The sequence below is a fragment of the Synechococcus sp. Minos11 genome (assembly GCF_014279855.1).
GTDB lineage: Bacteria > Cyanobacteriota > Cyanobacteriia > PCC-6307 > Cyanobiaceae > RCC307.
This window is the reverse complement of the sequence record NZ_CP047953.1, coordinates 1,105,294-1,124,624: the sequence shown is the minus strand read 5'-3', so window position 1 is coordinate 1,124,624 and position 19,331 is coordinate 1,105,294. Positions and strand designations below refer to the sequence as shown.

Here is a 19,331-nt window from a genome sequence, read left to right as displayed (position 1 = left end):
CTCAGGGTGCGGGATTGAGGCGTTGTGCGAGCTGATGGAGAGGCAAGGCGCGTCCAGCTGCCACGAGCCAACTTTCCGAGCAGAGTTGCTCACACTGCCGGGTCAGGCTTCCATTGCGATCGCGAAAGCGTCCGCCGATGGCGGTTGTCGGAACCACGCCCCAGCCCACTTCCTCAGCCACCAACACCACAGGGGTTGATCGTTTTTCGAGAGCCATCAGAAAGGCAGCCTGCAACTCCAGCCAGCACTCCTCCTCGAGCTCAAGGGCTGAGGCCACAAGTCCACCGAGGGAGTCCAATAAAACGAAGTCCTCCTGGCAGTCGCTGCCCTGCTGGAACAGCTGGCTCACTGCTGAAATGGAAGAAGCTTCCTTCAAACGCCAATGCTCTGGGCGCCGCTGGCGGTGACGGCTCAGGCGCTGTTGCCAGGCAGCGTCATCGGGGAGTGTGGGTCCGGTGGCGAGATAGGTGATTGCGGCTGCACCAGCCATCTCGCGGATGCGCTGTTCCGCCCATTCACTTTTGCCGCCGCGCGATGGACCGGTGATCAACAGGTGATTAGCCACCACCATTCATGCCGCGCAGGGTTGTCACAGAGGACGGCGACACGCGGTTGAGGTAGCGGAAGATCCAGTACTTGAAGATCGTCGCCAGGATCACCGGGAAGGTGGCGATGAACAGATCAATGAATTGCTCTTCAGCTGGAATCCCCAGGTGAGAAGAGATTCCCTGCAGGAGCACAGTCCAACCCTCTGGGCTGTGGAAACCAACGAAAATGTCGGTGAACAGGATGATCACAAATGCCTTGGCGTTATCGCTGAGGCCGTAGACAACCTCGTCAAAAAAGCCGCGCAGCACACGGATTTCATCGCGGCCAAACAGGCAAACCAACACAAAGCCGATGGTGGCCACCACATCGGCGAGCACGTTTTTGATCGCTGTGGTGCTCTCGGAGTCCGCCTCATCTTTCAGCTCGGCTGCTTTGAGCGTGAGCTTTTGGCGCAGCTCTTCCACCGATGGGCTGTCTTCTCCCTCCAGTAGGGCTGCAAATTCGATCTCAGCTTTGTATTCCCGCAGGCTGGCCACCGCAGATTGCTGCAGCCGTGGCTTGGTGTAACTGAGGAAAGGAATATCAGGGGCAATGCGATCCACCAAGGGTGAGATCACATAGGTGCGCGAAATCTGCTGCAACAGCAGTGGCACCAAAATCATCAACAGCAGGATCCGCAGCGACACCAACGTGGAATCACGCCGGCGCCGGAAACCAGCCACCACATTGGCTTCGGCTTCTGGATCCAATTGATTGCGAACCCGATCAAACACCCCAAGCAGACTGCGGGGTAGAGGGTCCGGGCGTTGAAACAGGGTTTGACCGTCTTTGCTGCGATAGCGCCGCACCACCGACTCAATCAGCTGCAGCTGCCGCAGTTCCTGGCTGTCGAGCTGGGCGCGCTGGCGCTCAATCGATGAGAGCAGGGCACGGCAAATCTCCAGTGCCGAGCGAAAGCGGCGAAAGATCTGCGTTTGGGTTGCTTGCGGCAAACCCAAATTGACATCGGTGCGAACAGGGCGGTCGTTGAAATATTCGAGCTCTAAGCCTTGGATCATCAGAGCAGCCTCATAGGCCTGCTCCAAATCGCTACTCAAATCCAGTCCTTCGGCCTTGGCAAAGGTGCCAAGCCAGTCATTCAGTCCCATGCCGTCGAACTGGGCGTCAGCCCATGATGCCGAGGTTCAGCGAGAGAACACCCACCAAGTGGCCATCGGCACAAGCGTTCCCAAAACCAACAGCACGGCCACCCAAATCAAGGCATTGCTCTCTTCGGTCTCTTCCTTGGTTGGGACATTGCTCACAACGGCCACTTGCTCAATCAGTTCGGGAGGACCGGGATCTTCTTGACCAGCTAAGACCGTTTCCAGTCGGGAGAGGGCATCAATCGTGGCCTGGCGGTAACGGCCACCATCGCGCAGGGCTACCGACATCGTTTCATCGGCTGTGCTCTCAAGCAGCGCATTGGGCAAACGCTGCAACAGGGTGGGGTCGGCAGCAATACGAGCTGCGTTTGCGCCTGAATCAATCGCGATCAACAGATCACTGTCATCGTCGGAACCGTGCCAGCGGCTGAGCAGCTCAGAGGCAAACGAATCAAGGTCAACGTTGTAGTCGAGACGCTTAACCGTCACCAAATTCGCGTTGATGTGATCGCTCTCAAAGTTGGCTAAGCGTGCACCCAATTCACCAGTGGAGGCCCGGCTCAGCACATCAGCTGAATCCAACACGTGGCCCTCGGGTGCGGCGGCTGGAAAGTCTGCGGGAGCAACAGCCAAAGCCGGCAAGGCAGGCAGCGCCAAGCTGACGAGCATAAGCAATAGCGGCAAAAGACGAGCCATGACCCCCAGGCAATCGCTGCCCAGTCTGCCCTTCATTCGCCCGCCATGGCCAAAGCGTCACGGTGCAAGATGTCCATCACCGTGATGATCTGCTGGCTCATTGTCTCGGGTAGGGCCAAATGGCCGGCGAGCTGATCAATGAATTTGAGTTCTTCAGGCTCAATGATTCGATCGGCGCGGACCAATTGAATCGCCACCGCCAAAGCGGTTTCACGCTGCACCTGATTCAGGCAGGGGGCTGCTTTGGCGACCAAGGCTTCGGTGCCCTCGCTCCTCCAGAGCTCCAGCAGATCGTCAAACAACCCCGCCATGGTGGCTTCATCCATGCCCACATAGGGGGTTCGAAACTCCAACTCAATCCGCAGGCTTCGGGCCTCATCGCGACCCACCACCCCATCACTGGCCACAGCAGCCAGACAAATTGCAGCGAAAGCCTGTTCCGGGGTCATCGCATCAGCGGGAGTTGCCCCTATTTCAGCCAAAGCGCGGTGGAATGGCAGCCTTGCAGCAAAGCCATGAGGTCCATGCCATCACAAGCCCGCGTGGTTCTTGGCTGTGGTGTCGTTGGCTTGCTGCTCGTTGTTATCAACTCCCTGCTGATCCCCGTTGATTTGGGCAGCGCACTGCCGATCTTTCAACGCGCATCGGTGCTCGCTGGTGTGATGGCTGTTGGACTGATGTTGGTGGCGGTGTTGTGGACCCGGGCCAATCCCACCACCCGCGAACGCGTCAGCTTGGAAGGACCCCAGGGCTTTGAGCTCAATGAAGGGTTGCCTGAAGGCATTCGGCTGGAGCTGGCCTGGGCCAGCCATCAATTGCTCAAAGCAACTCCAGCAGCGAGTGTGTTGCTCGTTTGGGATCAGAACGAATTGATGCGGCGCGGTGTGTTGACCTCCAAGCCATTTGAGCCGGGGCCCATCGTCCAACGGGCCCGAGAGCAACAGCAAACCGTTGGCCTGGTCAATTTGACCTTGTATCCAGGCCGCAGCGAATTTGCTTACTTCCCTGAGAACACTCCAGCGGTTGTGGTCGAACCCCTAGGCGCCAGGGGATGGCTTTTGGTGGCGGGCTGGTCTGTGCGTTGTTTCAGCCGCAGCGATGAGATCTGGATCAAAGGCGTGGCTGAAAAGCTCAGAACTGCACTGGAGCAGCTTGATTGCGATCCGATGGCTCAGCTGAATCAGGCTGATCAAACTCGAGCCTCGTCTGCACCCGAGAACCAGGAGCTGTGAAGCGAATCTGCCCATCCTCACCCGTGAAGCCCTGCATGACTTCCGCTCGCGTGAGTTGATTGAGTTGTTCACGCCGCAGCTCAACGGAACCTCGGGCCATCAATTCACCGGTGTCCCAATTCCAACGGCACTGTTTGGCGTTTAACGATTGATCAGGCTGTTGCAGCTGGCAATCGCTCGTGAGCAAGAGTTCCTTGCGCTGATCCCACAGCTCAAATCCGCCACCACTGGCTGTGAGCTTTTTGAAGGTTCCCTGAGCCGGTGCGCTTGAGCTCAGGCGGTTGTCTTGGGTCCACCAACGGGTTTTACCGGCTCGCAATGTCAAGCCTTCGGCGGCTTCATCGACTGTGACGGGAGCCTCAAAGTCAATCCAGTTCTCGGTTGTATTGCCGGTCAATGCGGAGGCCGACAACAACCGTTGCCGGTTGGCCTCGGGCCGCTGCACTCCTTTGACAGGACCTGCCACGGTCAAAGCGCCAGATTTGAGATTCCAGTCAGCTTCTGGGCTACGCAACAGCAAAGTTGCTGGCTCACGGTGCGATTGACCTTTGTTCCAGCGTCTCAAGACCAAGTTGTCGCGCAACTGAAGTTGTTCGAGTTTGGAATCGAACTGAGCGTGCTTTGCGGTGAGCAGTTGCTGTGGATCCTCAGCCTTGGGAGAACCTTGCAAGACCAAAAGATCGTCATTGGGTGTCCATACAGCACGGTTGCCTGTGATCACCAACCCACTGCCATCCAAGGCCCGAAGGTGAACGCCATCAATCAGTTCGACTTGCTCGCCATCGCGGATTAATAACCCTTTGGGTGCACTCAGCCGATAGGCGGGCTCCCCTTTTCGATAAAGCACCCCCACTGGAGCGGTCACAACCGCTTGGCGGTTGTCGAGTTGATATCGGCTGCGGGGGCTGCGTAACTCCCAAAGGGGCTCACCAGCCTCATCGTTTTGCCGAAGTGTGAGGCTACGGAACTGAAACGGTTTCGCTGGCTCTGGACTTTGCGACACACCGACGCATCCATGCAACAGCAAACAGAGCAGCCCCGCTCCCGCGCCTAGAGCAAAGACCTTCAAATTGGCTCCTCCAGCTCCAAGCGTTGCAGCAGCGGGGATGGTGCATCCAATGGGCCTGGCGTGAGCTGCCCCCAATTCAAAAGCTCGTTCCAATCCCCTGAGGGTGCATTGAGCTGCTGCAAGAGCCGTTCACTGAACTCGGGCAAGAGCGGTTGCAGCACAACACCCACCACGCGGCTGGCTTCCAACACCGCATACAAGTCAGCGGCCACTTGATCGCGGTTGGCTGGATCTTTGATGGCCTTCCAAGGAGCTTGATCACTGAGGTAACCGTTGGCGGCAATGGCCAACTGCAGCGCCTGTTCGGCCACAGCATGGAACCTGAGCTCTTGGTAGTAGCTCGCCACATCAGCCACCGCGGCTTGTGCGGCTTGCTTGAGGGGATGGTTGCTGGGGAGCTCTTGAGGCAGTGATGGAACACCCTCAAACCATTTACGCGCCATCGAGATGGAGCGATTCACCAGATTGCCGATGGTGTTGGCCAGATCGTTGTTGACCAGATCCAAGAGGCGCTGCTGCTGGATATCGCCATCGTCGCCAAATTGGATGTCGCGCAGCAGGTACCAGCGCACAGCATCGCGGCCGCAGAGCTGAAGCAAACGGGTAGGGTCAATGGAATTCCCCATGGACTTGCCCATTTTTTGACCTTCCCGGGTGAGGAAGCCATGGCCAAAAACCCCTGTTGGCAAATCAATCCCAGCGGATAAACACATGGCGGGCCAATACACAGCGTGGAAGCGCAAGATGTCTTTGCCAATAACGTGCAATTGGGCTGGCCAGCCATTACTGAGGGCTTGATCCAGCGTGGCTGGCTGATCAGGCTCTAGAAGGGCTGTGATGTAGCCCAACAGGGCGTCAAACCAGACGTAGAAGGTGTGCCCGTCATGACCAGGGACAGGCAGACCCCAGCTCACGTTGCGCCGGGAAATGGAGAAATCTCGAAGGCCGTTGGCAACAAAATTTTCAACTTCTTTGCGCCGGCTGGCTGGGCGAATGAAGCCCTCGGTTGCAATGAGCTTTTCAATGGCGTTTTGGTAACGACTCAGCCGGAAGAACAGGTTGGCCTCATCACGCCATCCCAAGGGTTTCTGGTGAATCGGGCAGTGGGGTGATTGGGCCTCTTTCGGATCATCTTTGTATTCTTCACAGGCAACGCAATACCAGCCTTGTTGCCGGCCTTCAATAATGTCGCCGTTGGCTTCGACTCGGGCGAAGAACTGCTCAACAATCGATTGGTGGCGGGGATCTGTGGTGCGTATGAAACGATCATTGCTGATCTGCCACTGCGACCACACCGATGCAAAGGTGCTGCTGATTTGGTCGCAATGTTGCTGAGGATCAATCCCCGCTGATTCAGCGGTTCGTTGAATCTTTTGACCGTGTTCATCGCATCCCGTGATGAACACCACATTCTCGCCGCTAAGTCGCTTAAAACGGGCCAGAGTATCGACTGCCAACGTGGTGTAAACACTGCCGATGTGGGGCTTGTCGTTGACGTAATAAAGAGGAGTGGTGAGTGTGCTTGTCATCAACGCGATCTTACTGAGGCTGCGCCCGTCAGCATGATGATCTCAGTTCAGTGCAGCGATGGCTTTTCAGCAGGGCCACGTCCCCGTTCTGGTCATAGGTGGCGGCATTGGTGGCTGTGGCGCCGCGCTCCAATGCGCCCGCTCTGGCGTTGAAACACTTCTGGTGACACCCGGCCCCTGGACCGGCGGAATGATCACCAGTGGTGGTGTGTCGGCCCCCGATGGCAATGAGCTGAGTGCCTGGCAGAGCGGACTTTGGGGTGCCTTGCTGCGTCAGTTGCGTCTTGAACTACCCGACGGGCTCGATCACAACTGGGTCAGTTGCTTTGGGTTCCGCCCGCAACAAGCTGAATCGATCCTGCAGCGCTGGATCCGTGAAGCTCGCCGCCTGAGCTGGTGGTCGGGCGTTGAAGTGTTGAGCCTGGAGCGCAATGGTGATCAGCTGAGCAAGGCCGTTCTGCAGCGCAATGGGGAACCGATCACCATCAGTTTCGATGTGCTCGTTGATGGCAGCGAGCTCGGCGACAGCTTGGCGTTGGCAGACATTCCCCACCGTTTGGGTTGGGATTCCCAGCAGCAGTGGGGTGAGCCCAGCGCCCCCTCAGCTGAGGCACTGAAGGCTCCTTTTTTTGAGCGCGAACCGGTGCAATCACCCACCTGGGTGATCCATGGACAGTGGCAAGGGCCTTGGACTCCACCAGAGCAGCCGGTCGAGCCCTTCAGCGCACTCTTCAAAGGCTGCGCTGATCGTTTTTCACTGCCCCAACTGCTGAGTTATGGCCGACTCCCAGGCCAGCAATTGATGCTGAATTGGCCCTTGCACGGCAACGACTGGCCTGTTGATCCAGGGGCGGTGTTCAGCGGGGATGCCCAGCGCCAGCGAGAGCAGCTCACAGGCCTGCGTCAGCACAGCGAGGCTTTCCTGGCTCAACTGCAAGCCGCTTGTGGCCCGCAGCTGCAGCCTGCATCAGCCTTTGCTGGAGAGGCCTTGGCCTTTCAGCCCTACTGGCGTGAGGGGCGCCGCTTGATAGGGGCCACCACGGTGATTGAGCAGGACTTGCTGCCGCACTCCCCCAATGCTGAACACCAACAACAAGCGATCGCCATTGGGAACTACGCCAATGACCACCACTACGGCGAACGTGAGTGGCCCTTGGCGGATAAATCCATGGCCTGGGGTGGGCGCCGCAGCGGAACGCCATTTGTGATCCCCTTTGGTGCGCTGTACACCCCTGAGATCAGCAATTTGTTGATGGCTGATAAATCCATCAGCGTGAGCCACATGGCCAATGGGGCGACCCGGATGGGCCCATTGCTGCTCTTGGTTGGACAAGCCGCTGGTCAAGCGGCCGCGCTCTGCGTGCAGCAGCGCCTTGCTGTGGCTGAGCTGCCGGTGTCCGAGCTGCAGCGGCAGCTGCTGAATGATCCGGTGGCCCCCTCGGGTGTTGTTCCGTGCCCTGAGATGCCGTGGCATCAGCCCGACTGGGCTCAGCTGCAGCTGGATCGGCTCGATGGAGAGTCCACTCAGCATCAACCCGCCACGGCTCCACACGAACCAGCCAGCCAGCAGCAACGGTTGTTGATTCAGATTGACGGTGAGCGTTGGTGGGGCGATACCGAATCTGGGCAGCGCCTATCCCTGATCACCCTCGAGCCGCAGGTGCAGCAGGTCCTGCCTGATCAACACGGACGCTGGCTGGATCTGGAGGGTTCTGCCAATCCCTTTGGACCCTGGTGGCGGGTTAACCGGCTATGCCCTTAAGACGCAGCAGGTCGCTGGCGGGATCAACCCGCTCCAGCTGGATGAAGAGCTGATCGCCAAGCCCCAGTCCGGCTTCAATTTGGGCCGGCAACTCCATGGCCCAGGCCTCCAACCGCACCAGAGCGATGCCGTTGTCTTCCCGCAGCCAGCTCAGCAGGGTCGCTGGCTGCGGCCATTGCGGGATAGGTCCGGCCAGCCATTCCAACAGGGCCATGCGTTGGTCTTGCCGTGCAATCAAACTCGCCTCCCGTTGACCTTGATCCAAGCGCTGCAGTAGCGCGCCGATGGCTTCAGCGTCGAGCGGTTCGCCCTCAAGGTGTCCACTGAATTGCAACCACTGGCGGTGAGCCAATAAATCGCCGTAGCGGCGGATCGGGGACGTCCACTGCAGGTACATCGGCAGACCCAGTGAGCCATGGGGCTCAGCTTTGCTTTGCAAGCGGCTGCGGCTCAGCCCCCGTCGCTGCTGGGCCCAACGCACTGGGCCTTGGGGCCATTGGTTGGCCTCTGCATTGTCCTGACTGGATCCGGCTTGCACCCGAAAGGGCATCGCTAACTCGTGTTGGCTCGACCATTCGGCCATGGCTGCACCAGCGAGAATCATGGCTTCGCTGACGCAGGAGCGGGCTAGGCCGGGTTCGGTGATCTCGAGCGCGAGTTCAGCCGCGCCGTAGCGGAACAAACGACCTTCGGCCTGCTCCATCAGCAGCGCTCCCTGTTGTTCGCGCCAGGCTGTGCGGCGTTTGAGGAGCTCCGCCAATTCCGCCAGATCAGGATCCTCAGGCGGAGCCAGCTCGATTAAGTCATCGGCATCCTCATAGGTGAGCCCATAGGAGACCTTCACCCAACTGCGGCAAGGTTCGACCGCGGTGATGGCGCCGTCGGCATCGAGCAGGACGCCCACACTCAAGGCGCCGCAGCGGCGCATGGGCCGCAAGCTCATGCAGTCACGCGCCACGGCCATCGGGAACATCGGCATGGCCCCGCCACTGAGATAAAGCGTTGAGCCCCGGCGCTGGGCCTCAAGATCCAGACGATCTCCCGGCTCCAGCCATTGATGGGGATCAGCGATGTGGACCCAAATCCAGAGGTCTCCGTCGCGGCGCTCCAATCCAATGGCGTCATCCACCTCTTGGGTGGAGGCACTGTCGATGCTGAAACAGCTCAGATGGGTCAGATCTCTGCGCTGTGGATCGATCTGGGCTGTTGGCAACTCCACCTCGGAGTTGCTCTCCCATGCTGATCCCAGCAACCGCAAGGGCTGCCCTGGTTGCAGCAAACCCAGGTCCACCAACACCTGCTGCAACACCTGGGCTGAACCGTCGTATCCAGCCCGTTGCAAGGCTTGGTGGAGTTCAGGGGCCAGGCTCACCTCCTCTGGCTTCTCAGCGCCAGCGAGTTGCTTGAGCCCCCGCAAAAGCTCCTGGGCCGGCTTCGAACCCACGAGGGCCGTGATTGGTCTGCGGGCTGCTATCGCATCGAGCAGCCCTTGCCGGCCTGCTTGCTCGAGTTGTTGGGATCGGCGGCTGCGGCGCAGTTGCCGCAGCTCTGAGCTGCTGCGGGCTGTGGCCAACCCCGCTTTCCAACGCCACAAATCTTGCGGGCCCTGTAAGGACAGCCACAGAGCCGCCAGCTGTTGTGGTGTGGGGTCGTTGCGCAGCAGTTGACCCAAAGACGCCAGCGAGTAGCTCTGAGCCGGTGATTGCTGTTGCTGCGACTCCATCCAGGCCAGGGCCAGTTCAGTGGAGCTGCTGCTGGTGGCGGACAGGGCATGGGCCAGGTCGCTGCTGCTGCTGGCACTGAGGGGAACGATCAGTTCAACCTGCTTCAGCGGCACAGGGCGCTGCTGCTGGCCACTAGCGGCGGCATAACGCAACGAAGCCCTGCCGTTGGACAGGGCTTCGAGGAGAGCCAGGCGGGGTTGTTTGCGGTCGTCGCAAACACCCACCAGATCACCTGGCTGGATGGCGGGTTTCGAACTCAGCCTTCTGGATTCACGAAGGGCAGAAGCGCGACGATGCGGGCGCGCTTGACGGAGTTGGTCAGGTCACGCTGCTGTCTGGCGGTGAGGCCAGTCATGCGACGGGGCAGAAGCTTGCCGCGCTCAGTGATGAATTTCTTCAGCAGATCGGTGTCCTTGTAATCAATCGGATCACCGGGCTTGATCGGAGACAGCCGCTTTTTAAAGAAGGAGGGAGGCATGGGATTGGAGAGTCAGTGGAAGTGGGATAACGAGCGTGAGATCACTTGATCTCTTTGTGGACCGTCATCTTGTTGTCGTGGGGACAGAACTTCTTGATCTCCAGCCGTTCTGTGGTGTTGCGGCGGTTTTTCTCAGTGGTGTAGCGGGACACTCCCTGAGACCGCTTATCAGTGTTGGACCGGCATTCGGTGCACTCGAGAGTGACCACAATCCGGACGCCCTTGTTTTTGGCCATGGAAGGACGTGCGCTGCTTGAGCGGAGCGGTGTGACAATCCGCCACCATAACTGAGTGGCTCCCGCTCATCGGTAGGATCCGCCCGCTTCCAGCTGGATTTCATGCGCGTATCGCTGCAGTGGCTTCGGGACTTGGTTCCCTTCCGCAGTGACGTCGACAGCCTGGCTGAACAGCTTTCAATGGCTGGCTTTGAAGTGGAGGAGCAGGAGGACTTAGCAGCCCGTGCGGCTGGTGTGGTGGTGGGTCAAGTGCTCAGCAAAAACCCCCACCCCGATGCCAACAAGCTGAATGTCTGTTTGGTCTCGATTGGCGGCGGCAGCGAGCCCCTACAAATCGTTTGCGGTGCAGCCAATGTGCGTGAGGGCATGGCCGTTGCTGTCGCCACCGTTGGGAGCCATTTGCCGGCTGTGGACCTCACCATCAAACCCGCCAAACTCCGCGGCGTTGACAGCTGCGGGATGCTCTGCTCGCTCTCCGAGCTGGGCTTGGAAACCAATTCCGAGGGCTTGGTTGACCTCGAGGTTGTGGCTGGCGAGCAGGGTTCACCGCTACCACAACTTGGTGAACCAGTGGGCCCCTTGTTGGGCTTAACCGATCACATCCTCGAGTTGGCCATCACCGCCAATCGACCCGATGGCATGTCAATGCTGGGAATTGCCCGTGAGGTGGCGGCCCTGGAAGACCTCAGCGTTCAGGAGCCTCCATCTGCTGAGCTAGAGCCAGCGGTCCAGTTGGAAACAGCTCCTTTCGGTGATCACGCCCTGCTGTTCAGCCTCACAGCACTTGAGGGGATCAGCAATGGGCCATCCCCCAAGTGGCTTCGGCAGCGTTTGGAAGCTGCCGGCCAACGCAGCATCAACACCGTGGTGGACATCACCAATTTGGTGATGCTGGAAACCGGCCAACCCCTTCACGCCTACGACCGCGACCGGCTCGCAGACCTTGGCCCAGAGGGATTCGGCTTGCGAGCAGCCAGCAGCGATGAGTCCATCGAGCTGCTCGACGGACAAACCCTCAAGCTGCGCGCAGACAATCTCTTGGTCAGCCATGGCGGCCAAGCCGTTGCACTGGCTGGCGTGATGGGAGGCCAAAGCAGCGCTGTCACCGAGTCCACGCAGAGGATTTGGCTCGAGGCCGCCGTCTTCCCACAAAATCTCGTGCGCCGCAGCAGCCGCATCGCCGGGCTGCGCACCGAGTCCAGCGCCCGCTTTGAACGAGGTGTACCCCAAGCCTTGACGCTCGAAGCCAGCAACCGCGCTGTTGCCCTGCTTCAGGAGCTTTGTCAGGCCAAGGTCACCGGCCGTTGGCAGGCGAGCCCTGTGGCCAGCGCCACCGAACCGCTGGTTCTGCGGCGTGAAGCACTCGATCGGCTCTTAGGCCCCTTGGGCAGTGGTGAATGGATTGAGGATTCCAAGGTGGGCGCCCTGCTGGAGCGTTTGGGCTGTTCTTTGCAATCGCACCACGACGACGACGATCAGATCAGCCATTGGAGTGTTCAGATCCCACCGTCGCGGCAACTGGATTTGCAACGGGAAGTGGATCTGATCGAGGAGATCGCCCGTTTGGTGGGTTACGACAACTTCGGCTCCCACCTGCCTGATCCTGTGGAGCCTGGCGGTCTAACGGCTGAGCAGGAGTTGCTCAGGCGGTTGCGCTCCAACCTGCGCGCAGCAGGCCTGCAGGAGATCAGCCACCTGTCGCTGGTGGCCAGTGAAGAACCGAGCAATCCAGCGCAGGTGGCGATTAGCAATCCATTGCTGACCGATTACGGCTGCCTGAGGACCACTGTCGTTCCGGCTTTGCTTGAGGCTGCTGCGCGCAATCTTCAAGCCAGCCAGGCGGGCTTCTGGGGTTTTGAAATCGGCAAGGTGTTTGCCCGTGATGGCGACGTGTTCAGCGAAGAGGAGCGGCTCTGTGGTGTTCTGGCCGGTGAGCGACGTCAGGGCCTGTGGAGCACGAGCGGTCAGCCTTCCCCTTTGAGCTATCACCAGGGTCGCGGCCTCTTGGCACGCGCCATGGCCCAATTGGGCTTGAGCTTGCAAGACCGCCGCTTAGAGGATGACGAGCGGCTGCATCCAGGGCGCAGCGCCACCCTCGTGCTCGAAGGCAAGGTGATTGGCGTCTTTGGAGAGCTGCATCCGCGCCTGGCCGAGCAGCAGGATCTGCCCGCTGGAACATTGATCTTTGATCTAGCCCTGCAGCCAGTGCTCACCGCGGCCAGCCGCACGAACCGCTACTGCCCAGCGTTTAAGTCTTTTGCGACGGTGCCAGCGAGCGAACGCGATCTGGCCTTTGTTGTCGAGGACACGCAGGATGTGGCCAGCGTGCTGCAAACGATTCGCAAGGCTGGCGGCCAACTGCTCGAGCACGTGGATTTGCTCGATCGCTACAGCGGATCACCAATCCCAGAAGGCTCTTGCAGCCTGGCTGTGCGTCTGCGCTTCCGTGACCCCAAAGCAACCCTGCGCGATGAGCAGGTCGATCCACTGCTCAACAAGGTTCGTCAAAGCTTGGAAAAAAGTTTCAAAGCTGAGCTGCGCTGCTAGTCAGGATTGCCATCGCCTCGATGTGGGTGGTTTGCGGGAAGAAATCAAACGGCACCACCTTCGTCAGCTCAAAACGCTGGTCGGCGCAGAGGAGCGCTAGGTCGCGGGCCAAGGTGGCTGGATTGCAGCTGACATAGGCCATGCGTGCTGGTGGTTGCTCCCTGATCGCCTCACACACCCGGGCATCCAATCCCTTGCGCGGTGGATCGAGGAGAAGCACATCGGTAAAAGGCAGGAATTCCTGCAGCCGGCGCTCGACAGAACCGGCATGGAAGTCCGTGTCTTCCAGTCCATTGAGCAGGGCATTGCATTGAGCCCGCTCAATGCTTTCGCGGCTTTGCTCAATGCCAATCAGACGAACACCCTCTTGGATTAACGGGAGTCCAAGGGTGCCCACACCGCAATAGGCATCGACCAACACCTCCCCGGATTGGAGTTGCAGCTCGCTACGCAACGCATCCACCAGCGCTTCCGCTTGCTGGTGGTGCACTTGAAAAAAAGTGCCTAAACCGATTTGGAAGCGGCGTCCTGCAAAGCTTTCCATCAACCAGGGCCGACCAGCCAGAAGCCGTTCTTTTGGGCCGAGCAGGGTGTTGCCTGGTTTGGGTTGCACGTTCAGCACAACACCCACCAGTTCGGGCCAGCGCTGCATCCACTGCTCAGCCAACTCCTGTGCCCCTTGGAACTGATCGTCTCGAACGACCACCCCAAGCAACAGTTCACCGCTGGAGACTCCGGCTCGCAGAACCAACTGACGCAACAAGCCCTTTTGGGTGTCCTCGTTGTAGATCGGCCAGACGGCGGCTTGAAGATCTGCTTTGAGCGGCTCGATCAAGGCATCCAGCCTGGGGTCGAGAACGGGGCAGTGGTTCATGTTCACCACCTGGTGACTGCCGCGTTGAAAAAAACCAGCTTTTAAGGCGTTATCCCGCTCCTGCACCGGGATGATGGCGCGGTTGCGATAGCCCAACACCGCCTGGGTTGAGCGGATGGGCTCCACCAAACATTCCAAACGTCCCACACGGCGCAGGGTGTTTTGCAGCTGCTGCTGTTTCCACTGGCTCTGGGCCTGGTCATGCCAATGCAACAGGCTGCAGCCACCGCATTTGCCAGCAAGGATGCAGACGGGATCACGCCGATCAGGGCTCGAGCACGTGAGCTCGCTGATCTCGGCGTGAAGCTTGCCCCGACCTTGCCCTGTGATTCGAACCGTGGCGGTTTCTGCCGGCAGAGCACCTGAAACAAAGACCAACTTGCCGTCGTGTTGAGCAAGGCCGGTCCCGTCGAGGGCGAGATCTTTGATCTCCAGCGTCAGCTGGTTGGGATGGCTGGCATCAACAGGCATCCCTTGACGCTACCGCTGGGCATTACAGCTCGCGTGGTTTCTGCTGTTCGGCAGCCAGAGGCGAGTTGAGCTCAGTAAAGTGGCGGCGGCCAAGGTGTTGCGATGAGCGTTGTAAAGGATCTAATCCTTCAAGCTGACGACGAGCTCCGTTATCCAACGAGCGGTGAGCTTCGCTCGATGGCGGCCTTCTTGAACGACGGCGATCGCCGTGTTCGGGTGGCCCGTGTGCTGACTGAGAACGAGCGCAAGATCGTTGATGAATCAGCCAAGCAACTCTTCACCCGCAAGCCCGACTATGTGGCGCCCGGCGGCAATGCCTATGGCCAAAAGCAACGGGCCCAATGCCTGCGGGATTTCAGCTGGTATTTGCGGCTGGTGACCTACGGCGGTTTGGCCGGCAGCACCAGCTTTATCGAAAGCACAGGTCTGATCGGCGCCCGCGAGATGTACAACAGCCTTGGCGTGCCGATGCCGGGAATGGTGGAAGCGATGCGCTGCCTCAAGCAGGCTTCCATTGCTTTGCTCTCCCCTGATGACGCCCAATTCATTTCGCCGTTCTTTGATTATTTGATTCAAGGGATGCAGACCAGCACCTGATCAGGCGTCTCACCTCGGACTTGTCTCAAGTCCTGCGTAGAGACTCGAATGAACCAGTCAATACATTTAATTCATGCGGTGTTGCTTCGCCTCGTCATCACTTGTCGGTTGCCTCGCCTCGGAGCACTTTTATTCGTCTTGCTAATCCTGTTTGATTCTCAAGCCTGGTCTCAATCTTTGAACAGATTGCGTTGAACGAGATTAGTTACTTTTGGTCGGCGATCCCCATCTTCCTGGCGGATTTTTTGGTGGGCGATTTAGCCGCTGAGCTGGGCTAATTTCGCTGTGCTGGCTGTATCAAATGAGAACCACTTCAGGCCTCACTTCAAGTCTTGACTCAGACTCATAATTCACGTCACTCAGGCCTCCATCCCGCTTGCGTCACTGTGTCAAACACAGATACGCTCCAAATCATCAGGGATGGCAAAATCACTGGCAGGACTGGATTTCGGCTTTCTTCGTTCTGGCCTGTCCAATGGCATTGGACAGGCGATTTGGCCATCGCGTGACCGGGCCCGATCAAGTGGCTGATTCTGAGCATTTTTGTTTGAGGCTTGCATCCATTGCCTCACGGGCAACGCAGCCGAAAACTCCGAAAAAACAGGTTTTTTAGCTTTCCCAAATATTCTGTTTGTTTGTATCAGTTGTGGCTTGTCCTGAGACCCATTAGTGGTCTTGCTTGAGACTTTTGAGTTACTCATTGAGTCGCACGCGCGAGGGTTGGCGGGCGGCAATCCTCAGGGGGGAATTTTTCAGCTCGATGTTCTAAGGCAAGACAAGACCTAAGACTCACTAAGAGTCTTAGTTGGTACGCACGTAACGCTGTTTGAGCAGTTGATAAGCCTCATTTAACCGGCGCATGTCCTCTGCTGATCCACCGGCATCGGGATGGCAAGCCAGAGCCTTTTGGCGGTAGGCCTCACGGATGTCCGACAAGCTGAGCTTGAAGCCAGGCGCAGTGGACAACCCCAACAACTTCAATGAGCCCTGGGTGCTCATCGTGCTCTGTAGATCCAAAAATGGTGAGCCACGACGCCGGCGCCGCAACCGTTGGGTCATCCGACCCACCAGCGATGGCACGCGCATTGGAAGCGATGCTGCGCCAAAGGGATCTTCCAGCACTCCAGCAGCCACAACGACCCGATCAACGCTGGCTTCTCGGATCTCCCAACTGGGACAGAAACCGAGCATCACCTGTTGAACGGCGTTCCAAGTGAAGCTTTGGCCTTCTGAGGCATCTGCACTGGGCCAGATGTCTTGACCGAGCCAGTTCATGGCTGCTTCGAGAACAGCGGCCGATGGCTCACTGCCATACAGCGACATCCATTGGTTTTGAACAGCTGAAATGGATGCGCTGAGCTGCTGGTCGTCCATCACTTCAAAACGCTCGCCACTGGCTTGTGCCTCGCTCACAACCGGTTCTTTGAGGCTCCGCTTGAGCTTGGTTGTGCGCCGCGAGACGAACCCGGGCAAATTGATCCCTGTGCTGCGTTCCTCTGGTTCCGGTTCTGGGGTCTCATTGGTGGAGGACACCAACACGATGGCCCCCTGCAGATGATCCTCTGGTTGGGGGTCTTGCTCTGATTCAACATCGTGCTCCGCTGGCAGATCTTGCAGCAGATCGTCCAACAAACGCTGAATGGCCGCGCCGCGGCTGCGGAGCGACCATTGCTTGCGCAAAGCGTCGAGGCGTTCAATCGTGTCCTCGCGCAATTCAAGGCTGACCCTGCGGCCCTTGTCGTTTAACGGTTCAGCCAATGGCGCATCAACTGATAGGGACGAGCTGGATCAAGCATCGCCGGAGCAGGGTTTGGCCAGCCGCCATAGGGGAGCAGACGTGGAGCTGTCTTTTGCAGAACGGCTCCAGCACCCAAGCGCTGTTGTTGTGGGATGGGCGGTGGCGGTGCCACCGGCATCAGCGCTGGCTGAGCTGGCTGCTGAGCCACTTGCATCATGGTCTGCTTTTGTCGCAGGGCCAGCAACTGTTGCTCAGGCACAACACTGAGCAGGTGGCCTGGGGTGGCATCAGCGGGATACACCATGCTGATGCGCAGATTGTGTGGCTGGCCTTCCCGTAATTGCAGCGCCTTCAGTTCCAGGCTTTGGCCAGAGCGCATCCCGACATGCAGCTCTTCTGTTTCTTGGCCGTCGGTGATGGCAATCGTGCCGCGGAAGGCCGTGAATTGACGCCCCGCGATGCTGGGGTGGCTGAGCATCAGGCGATGGTTGCCACTGCCGATCAGGTTGAGATCGACGTCATAGCGAACGCCGTAGGTCCCCACGTTGTCGAGCGATGAATCGCGCATGCGTGTGGCCAGACGGTTCACCTGGTTCTCGCCAGTGCCGAAGTGGTGCCGCGAGGTGGTTGTGAACGGCACATGCAGGGGGCTGGTCCTGAGGTCATGGCTGATGGCAGCGCTGTAGGCATCACCAATGGCAACGCCACCAACCCGTGAAAACACTTCGCCGTTGTTGATCTTGGCGACTTTGTCGAGGTAGATGCGACCACCAGCGAGCTGTTGGCCATCCAAGACCGCAAAGAGATCAGCATCGGATTTGGGATCTTCCGCTGCCACCACAGCCATTTGGAACGGTCCTGAGCTGGTTCCTTTGAGTAGCGCGTTGGCAATGCCTCGTGCCGGCAGGTTGGTGCTGAACAAGATGATCCGGCTTCTGGCGGGAATGGTGATCTGCTCGGGCAGCTTGCGATCCAACTTGCCGCGCAACATTTGCACCGATGTGGCGTCGCCAGGACCCGCATTCCAGGGCCGATAACCCTGCACCTTGACGCCCATCAGGCCGTCGACTTTGTAAGGCGCTTCAAAGCTGTTTTTGACTGAGCCTTGGCTCATCTGCAGGGTGACGGGTGCATCACCGTTGTTGATGGCGATGGTGGCGATGGTCAGCGTGCCCCGTTGGCGAGCACCACCAAGGCGACTGGCATCGGAGGGGTAGTACTTGTGATGGGCGTGAATACCGAAGTCGCCGTTGAAGGTGTAGGTGGCATGCCTCAGCATCTGCCCGTTTTCAGCCCTGGCTTGACCTCCTGTGGTGGAAACCAGGATGCCTGGACCGGTGACCTGCTCCGGCTGGTTGGAATGCAACACCGGCACGCTGTTGAACTCCCCGCGAAGCGGAGTGGCCCGCTGCCCTGCCATCAACGCCACATCGGCCCACGCCGCTGGGGCGGCACCCAGAACAGCCAGAACAGCAGCAAAAGCAACAGGACGCATGGGACGCATGGGGCTTACTGCTCTCACAGTGCGTCTCAGTTGCGACCAGGATGAAAGGTCAACAGATTTTCTTTTGATCAGCGAGTAATCAATAGCAGTGGCGGCCTTGTGTTGTGGGTGGCGCACAGCAACAAGGCGACATCAACGACAGCGACTCTGCCTTCGCTACAACAGGCAGGACGGCACGAGTTCCCCATGTTTCCGCTTCCTGGTTGCTGCTGGTCTGAACCTGGTGACAGCTCCTATGCCAAGTACCAACAGCGCAAGCTCCACATGCTCAGGGGTTGGCGTGATGCTGTTGAACGCCAACTAGCCGCCGCTAACGCTGCGATCGCGACGCTGGAACAGCAGATTGAGCGGGATGCGGCCAGCTAAACGCTGACCTGATCCAACAACGCATCTCCGCCACAGTTGGCCAACCAACTCATGTCCGACGCATCGGTGGCGAGCATGTAGCCGGCAAAGCCGAGGGCATTCACGCTGAATCCTGCGTGGCTCTCTTTTCGGCGGCGCACCATCACCATCCACTTGTCGCAAAGCAGCAGGTTGTAGGGGTGCTTGGGGCGTTGATCGCTCGTGGCTGTTCCGATCCCAAGCGCAGCCGCTAGCTCTTGATAACAAGCCAATAGATCTTCGGCGTTGCAGGCTGGCTTGAGTTGTCGTGCCGCGACGGCGTGTTGCCAAGCCCATCGAGGGGATCCCCCTTGGGCCAAAGCCTCAAATTCCGCATCCAATGGACACGGCGGCTGGCCGACGTCTCGGGGTAGCAATTGCAAGTGTCGGTGCGGCTGACTGGCTCCAGCAGCCGCTGAACTGTTGAAAAACCAAAAGCCAGCCTGCTGCTTCCACACTGCCGAAAGCGCTTGCCAGTCCTTGGCTTGCAACCAATCAACCTGCGCCTGCCATTGCTTGGTGATCAACAACAGATGCCCGGCTTGGACCGGATATTTATTCAGCAACACCACATGCTCTGGCTGGCAAGCCACCTCCAAACGCGGATCCCACGGTCGAAAAGGGTTCGGTTTCGGGCCGGCCTTGGTGAGGTGTTTAGGCGTGGCACTGATCAGGCGCCTCAGTTGGAAGCGCTCATCGGCTCCAGAGATCAATTCCGTCTTTAACGGGATCAACGCCCCGGATTGCAACGCAGAGCGTTGAACCGCCAAAGACCGATTGGGCAGGTCGTGCATGG

Annotated in this window: 18 protein-coding genes; 5 read left to right on the top strand and 13 right to left on the bottom strand. The window is 58.9% G+C overall.

The window, feature by feature from the left end; translation table 11 throughout:
- Position 1: 1 nt before the first annotated feature.
- From SynMINOS11_RS06255 to SynMINOS11_RS06240, 4 genes are read right to left on the bottom strand one after another with little or no spacing between them, the layout of a single operon-like run.
- Positions 2 to 565 (bottom strand): bifunctional adenosylcobinamide kinase/adenosylcobinamide-phosphate guanylyltransferase, encoded by a 564-nt coding sequence (locus tag SynMINOS11_RS06255; protein WP_255445523.1) that lies wholly within the window; start codon positions 563 to 565, stop codon positions 2 to 4.
- Complete coding sequence (gene pxcA / locus SynMINOS11_RS06250) at positions 558 to 1,697, bottom strand: proton extrusion protein PcxA (protein ID WP_011935650.1); 1,140 nt, start codon at positions 1,695 to 1,697, stop codon at positions 558 to 560. The genes SynMINOS11_RS06255 and pxcA overlap by 8 nt, the downstream gene beginning before the upstream one ends.
- Positions 1,698 to 1,733: 36 nt before the next feature.
- Entirely contained in the window at positions 1,734 to 2,390 is a 657-nt protein-coding gene (gene psb32, locus SynMINOS11_RS06245; RefSeq protein WP_255445522.1) for a photosystem II repair protein Psb32, read from the bottom strand.
- Between the two features lie 32 nt (positions 2,391 to 2,422).
- Positions 2,423 to 2,839, bottom strand: a complete 417-nt coding sequence (locus tag SynMINOS11_RS06240) for a tellurite resistance TerB family protein (protein WP_043736879.1) — start codon at positions 2,837 to 2,839, stop codon at positions 2,423 to 2,425.
- Between the two features lie 75 nt (positions 2,840 to 2,914).
- Here SynMINOS11_RS06240 and SynMINOS11_RS06235 point away from each other — a divergent pair, with 75 nt between their 5' ends.
- A complete protein-coding gene (locus SynMINOS11_RS06235; protein ID WP_083831715.1) occupies positions 2,915 to 3,622 on the top strand; it encodes a cofactor assembly of complex C subunit B in 708 nt (235 codons plus the stop codon).
- Here SynMINOS11_RS06235 and lptC read toward each other — a convergent pair.
- Together lptC and metG are read right to left on the bottom strand one after the other, a co-directional pair.
- Positions 3,522 to 4,691 (bottom strand): LPS export ABC transporter periplasmic protein LptC, encoded by a 1,170-nt coding sequence (lptC, locus tag SynMINOS11_RS06230; RefSeq protein WP_186550571.1) that lies wholly within the window; start codon positions 4,689 to 4,691, stop codon positions 3,522 to 3,524. The two genes, SynMINOS11_RS06235 and lptC, sit on opposite strands and share 101 nt — an antisense overlap.
- A complete protein-coding gene (gene metG / locus SynMINOS11_RS06225) occupies positions 4,688 to 6,220 on the bottom strand; it encodes a methionine--tRNA ligase (RefSeq protein ID WP_186550569.1) in 1,533 nt (510 codons plus the stop codon). Before metG ends, lptC begins: the two co-directional genes overlap by 4 nt.
- A gap of 58 nt (positions 6,221 to 6,278) precedes the next feature.
- Between metG and SynMINOS11_RS06220 the strand changes: the two genes are divergently transcribed.
- The gene (locus tag SynMINOS11_RS06220) at positions 6,279 to 7,982 is read left to right on the top strand and encodes an FAD-dependent oxidoreductase (RefSeq protein ID WP_186550567.1); all 1,704 of its coding nucleotides are present in this window, start codon (positions 6,279 to 6,281) and stop codon (positions 7,980 to 7,982) included.
- On the opposite strand, the gene SynMINOS11_RS06215 is transcribed toward SynMINOS11_RS06220, so the two are convergent.
- The 3 genes from SynMINOS11_RS06215 to rpmG are packed head-to-tail and all read right to left on the bottom strand — an operon-like array spanning position 7,963 to position 10,420.
- On the bottom strand, positions 7,963 to 9,930 hold the full coding sequence (locus tag SynMINOS11_RS06215) for a ribonuclease catalytic domain-containing protein (RefSeq protein ID WP_186550565.1): 1,968 nt from the start codon (positions 9,928 to 9,930) through the stop codon (positions 7,963 to 7,965). The two genes, SynMINOS11_RS06220 and SynMINOS11_RS06215, sit on opposite strands and share 20 nt — an antisense overlap.
- A 32-nt stretch (positions 9,931 to 9,962) precedes the next feature.
- Positions 9,963 to 10,184, bottom strand: coding sequence for a 30S ribosomal protein S18 (rpsR, locus tag SynMINOS11_RS06210; RefSeq protein WP_011935642.1), 222 nt, complete (start codon positions 10,182 to 10,184; stop codon positions 9,963 to 9,965).
- A 41-nt stretch (positions 10,185 to 10,225) separates the two neighbouring features.
- Entirely contained in the window at positions 10,226 to 10,420 is a 195-nt protein-coding gene (gene rpmG, locus SynMINOS11_RS06205; RefSeq protein ID WP_011935641.1) for a 50S ribosomal protein L33, read from the bottom strand.
- 102 nt (positions 10,421 to 10,522) lie between these two features.
- Here rpmG and pheT point away from each other — a divergent pair, with 102 nt between their 5' ends.
- Positions 10,523 to 12,967: a phenylalanine--tRNA ligase subunit beta gene (pheT, locus tag SynMINOS11_RS06200; RefSeq protein WP_186550563.1), complete on the top strand. Its 2,445-nt coding sequence runs from the start codon at positions 10,523 to 10,525 to the stop codon at positions 12,965 to 12,967.
- Here pheT and rlmD read toward each other — a convergent pair.
- Entirely contained in the window at positions 12,945 to 14,312 is a 1,368-nt protein-coding gene (gene rlmD, locus SynMINOS11_RS06195) for a 23S rRNA (uracil(1939)-C(5))-methyltransferase RlmD (RefSeq protein ID WP_186550561.1), read from the bottom strand. The two genes, pheT and rlmD, sit on opposite strands and share 23 nt — an antisense overlap.
- 102 nt (positions 14,313 to 14,414) lie before the next feature.
- On the opposite strand from rlmD, the gene apcD reads away from it, so the two are divergent.
- Positions 14,415 to 14,909 carry an allophycocyanin subunit alpha-B gene (gene apcD / locus SynMINOS11_RS06190; protein ID WP_011935638.1) on the top strand — a complete coding sequence of 165 codons (495 nt, stop codon included), beginning with the start codon at positions 14,415 to 14,417 and terminating at the stop codon, positions 14,907 to 14,909.
- Positions 14,910 to 15,710: 801 nt separating this feature from the next.
- Here the strand turns inward: apcD and SynMINOS11_RS06185 are convergent.
- Positions 15,711 to 16,667, bottom strand: coding sequence for a DnaJ domain-containing protein (locus tag SynMINOS11_RS06185; protein WP_186550559.1), 957 nt, complete (start codon positions 16,665 to 16,667; stop codon positions 15,711 to 15,713).
- Entirely contained in the window at positions 16,652 to 18,142 is a 1,491-nt protein-coding gene (locus tag SynMINOS11_RS06180; RefSeq protein ID WP_255445521.1) for a DUF3370 domain-containing protein, read from the bottom strand. The genes SynMINOS11_RS06185 and SynMINOS11_RS06180 overlap by 16 nt, the downstream gene beginning before the upstream one ends.
- A gap of 195 nt (positions 18,143 to 18,337) precedes the next feature.
- Between SynMINOS11_RS06180 and SynMINOS11_RS06175 the strand changes: the two genes are divergently transcribed.
- Entirely contained in the window at positions 18,338 to 18,517 is a 180-nt protein-coding gene (locus SynMINOS11_RS06175) for a sigma factor SigF (RefSeq protein WP_186550555.1), read from the top strand.
- Here SynMINOS11_RS06175 and SynMINOS11_RS06170 read toward each other — a convergent pair.
- Positions 18,514 to 19,329 carry an ATP adenylyltransferase gene (locus SynMINOS11_RS06170; protein WP_186550553.1) on the bottom strand — a complete coding sequence of 272 codons (816 nt, stop codon included), beginning with the start codon at positions 19,327 to 19,329 and terminating at the stop codon, positions 18,514 to 18,516. The genes SynMINOS11_RS06175 and SynMINOS11_RS06170 overlap by 4 nt on opposite strands.
- Positions 19,330 to 19,331: the final 2 nt, after the last annotated feature.

Coding starts and splice junctions, on each gene's coding strand:
- metG (WP_186550569.1), bottom strand. CDS start 6,220: ATGACAAGCACACTCACCACTCCTCTTTATTACGTCAACGACAAGCCC.
- SynMINOS11_RS06180 (WP_255445521.1), bottom strand. CDS start 18,142: ATGCGTCCTGTTGCTTTTGCTGCTGTTCTGGCTGTTCTGGGTGCCGCC.
- rlmD (WP_186550561.1), bottom strand. CDS start 14,312: ATGCCTGTTGATGCCAGCCATCCCAACCAGCTGACGCTGGAGATCAAA.
- apcD (WP_011935638.1), top strand. CDS start 14,415: ATGAGCGTTGTAAAGGATCTAATCCTTCAAGCTGACGACGAGCTCCGT.
- pheT (WP_186550563.1), top strand. CDS start 10,523: ATGCGCGTATCGCTGCAGTGGCTTCGGGACTTGGTTCCCTTCCGCAGT.
- SynMINOS11_RS06175 (WP_186550555.1), top strand. CDS start 18,338: ATGTTTCCGCTTCCTGGTTGCTGCTGGTCTGAACCTGGTGACAGCTCC.
- psb32 (WP_255445522.1), bottom strand. CDS start 2,390: ATGGCTCGTCTTTTGCCGCTATTGCTTATGCTCGTCAGCTTGGCGCTG.
- SynMINOS11_RS06240 (WP_043736879.1), bottom strand. CDS start 2,839: ATGACCCCGGAACAGGCTTTCGCTGCAATTTGTCTGGCTGCTGTGGCC.
- SynMINOS11_RS06170 (WP_186550553.1), bottom strand. CDS start 19,329: ATGCACGACCTGCCCAATCGGTCTTTGGCGGTTCAACGCTCTGCGTTG.
- rpsR (WP_011935642.1), bottom strand. CDS start 10,184: ATGCCTCCCTCCTTCTTTAAAAAGCGGCTGTCTCCGATCAAGCCCGGT.
- pxcA (WP_011935650.1), bottom strand. CDS start 1,697: ATGGGACTGAATGACTGGCTTGGCACCTTTGCCAAGGCCGAAGGACTG.
- rpmG (WP_011935641.1), bottom strand. CDS start 10,420: ATGGCCAAAAACAAGGGCGTCCGGATTGTGGTCACTCTCGAGTGCACC.
- SynMINOS11_RS06235 (WP_083831715.1), top strand. CDS start 2,915: ATGCCATCACAAGCCCGCGTGGTTCTTGGCTGTGGTGTCGTTGGCTTG.
- SynMINOS11_RS06220 (WP_186550567.1), top strand. CDS start 6,279: ATGGCTTTTCAGCAGGGCCACGTCCCCGTTCTGGTCATAGGTGGCGGC.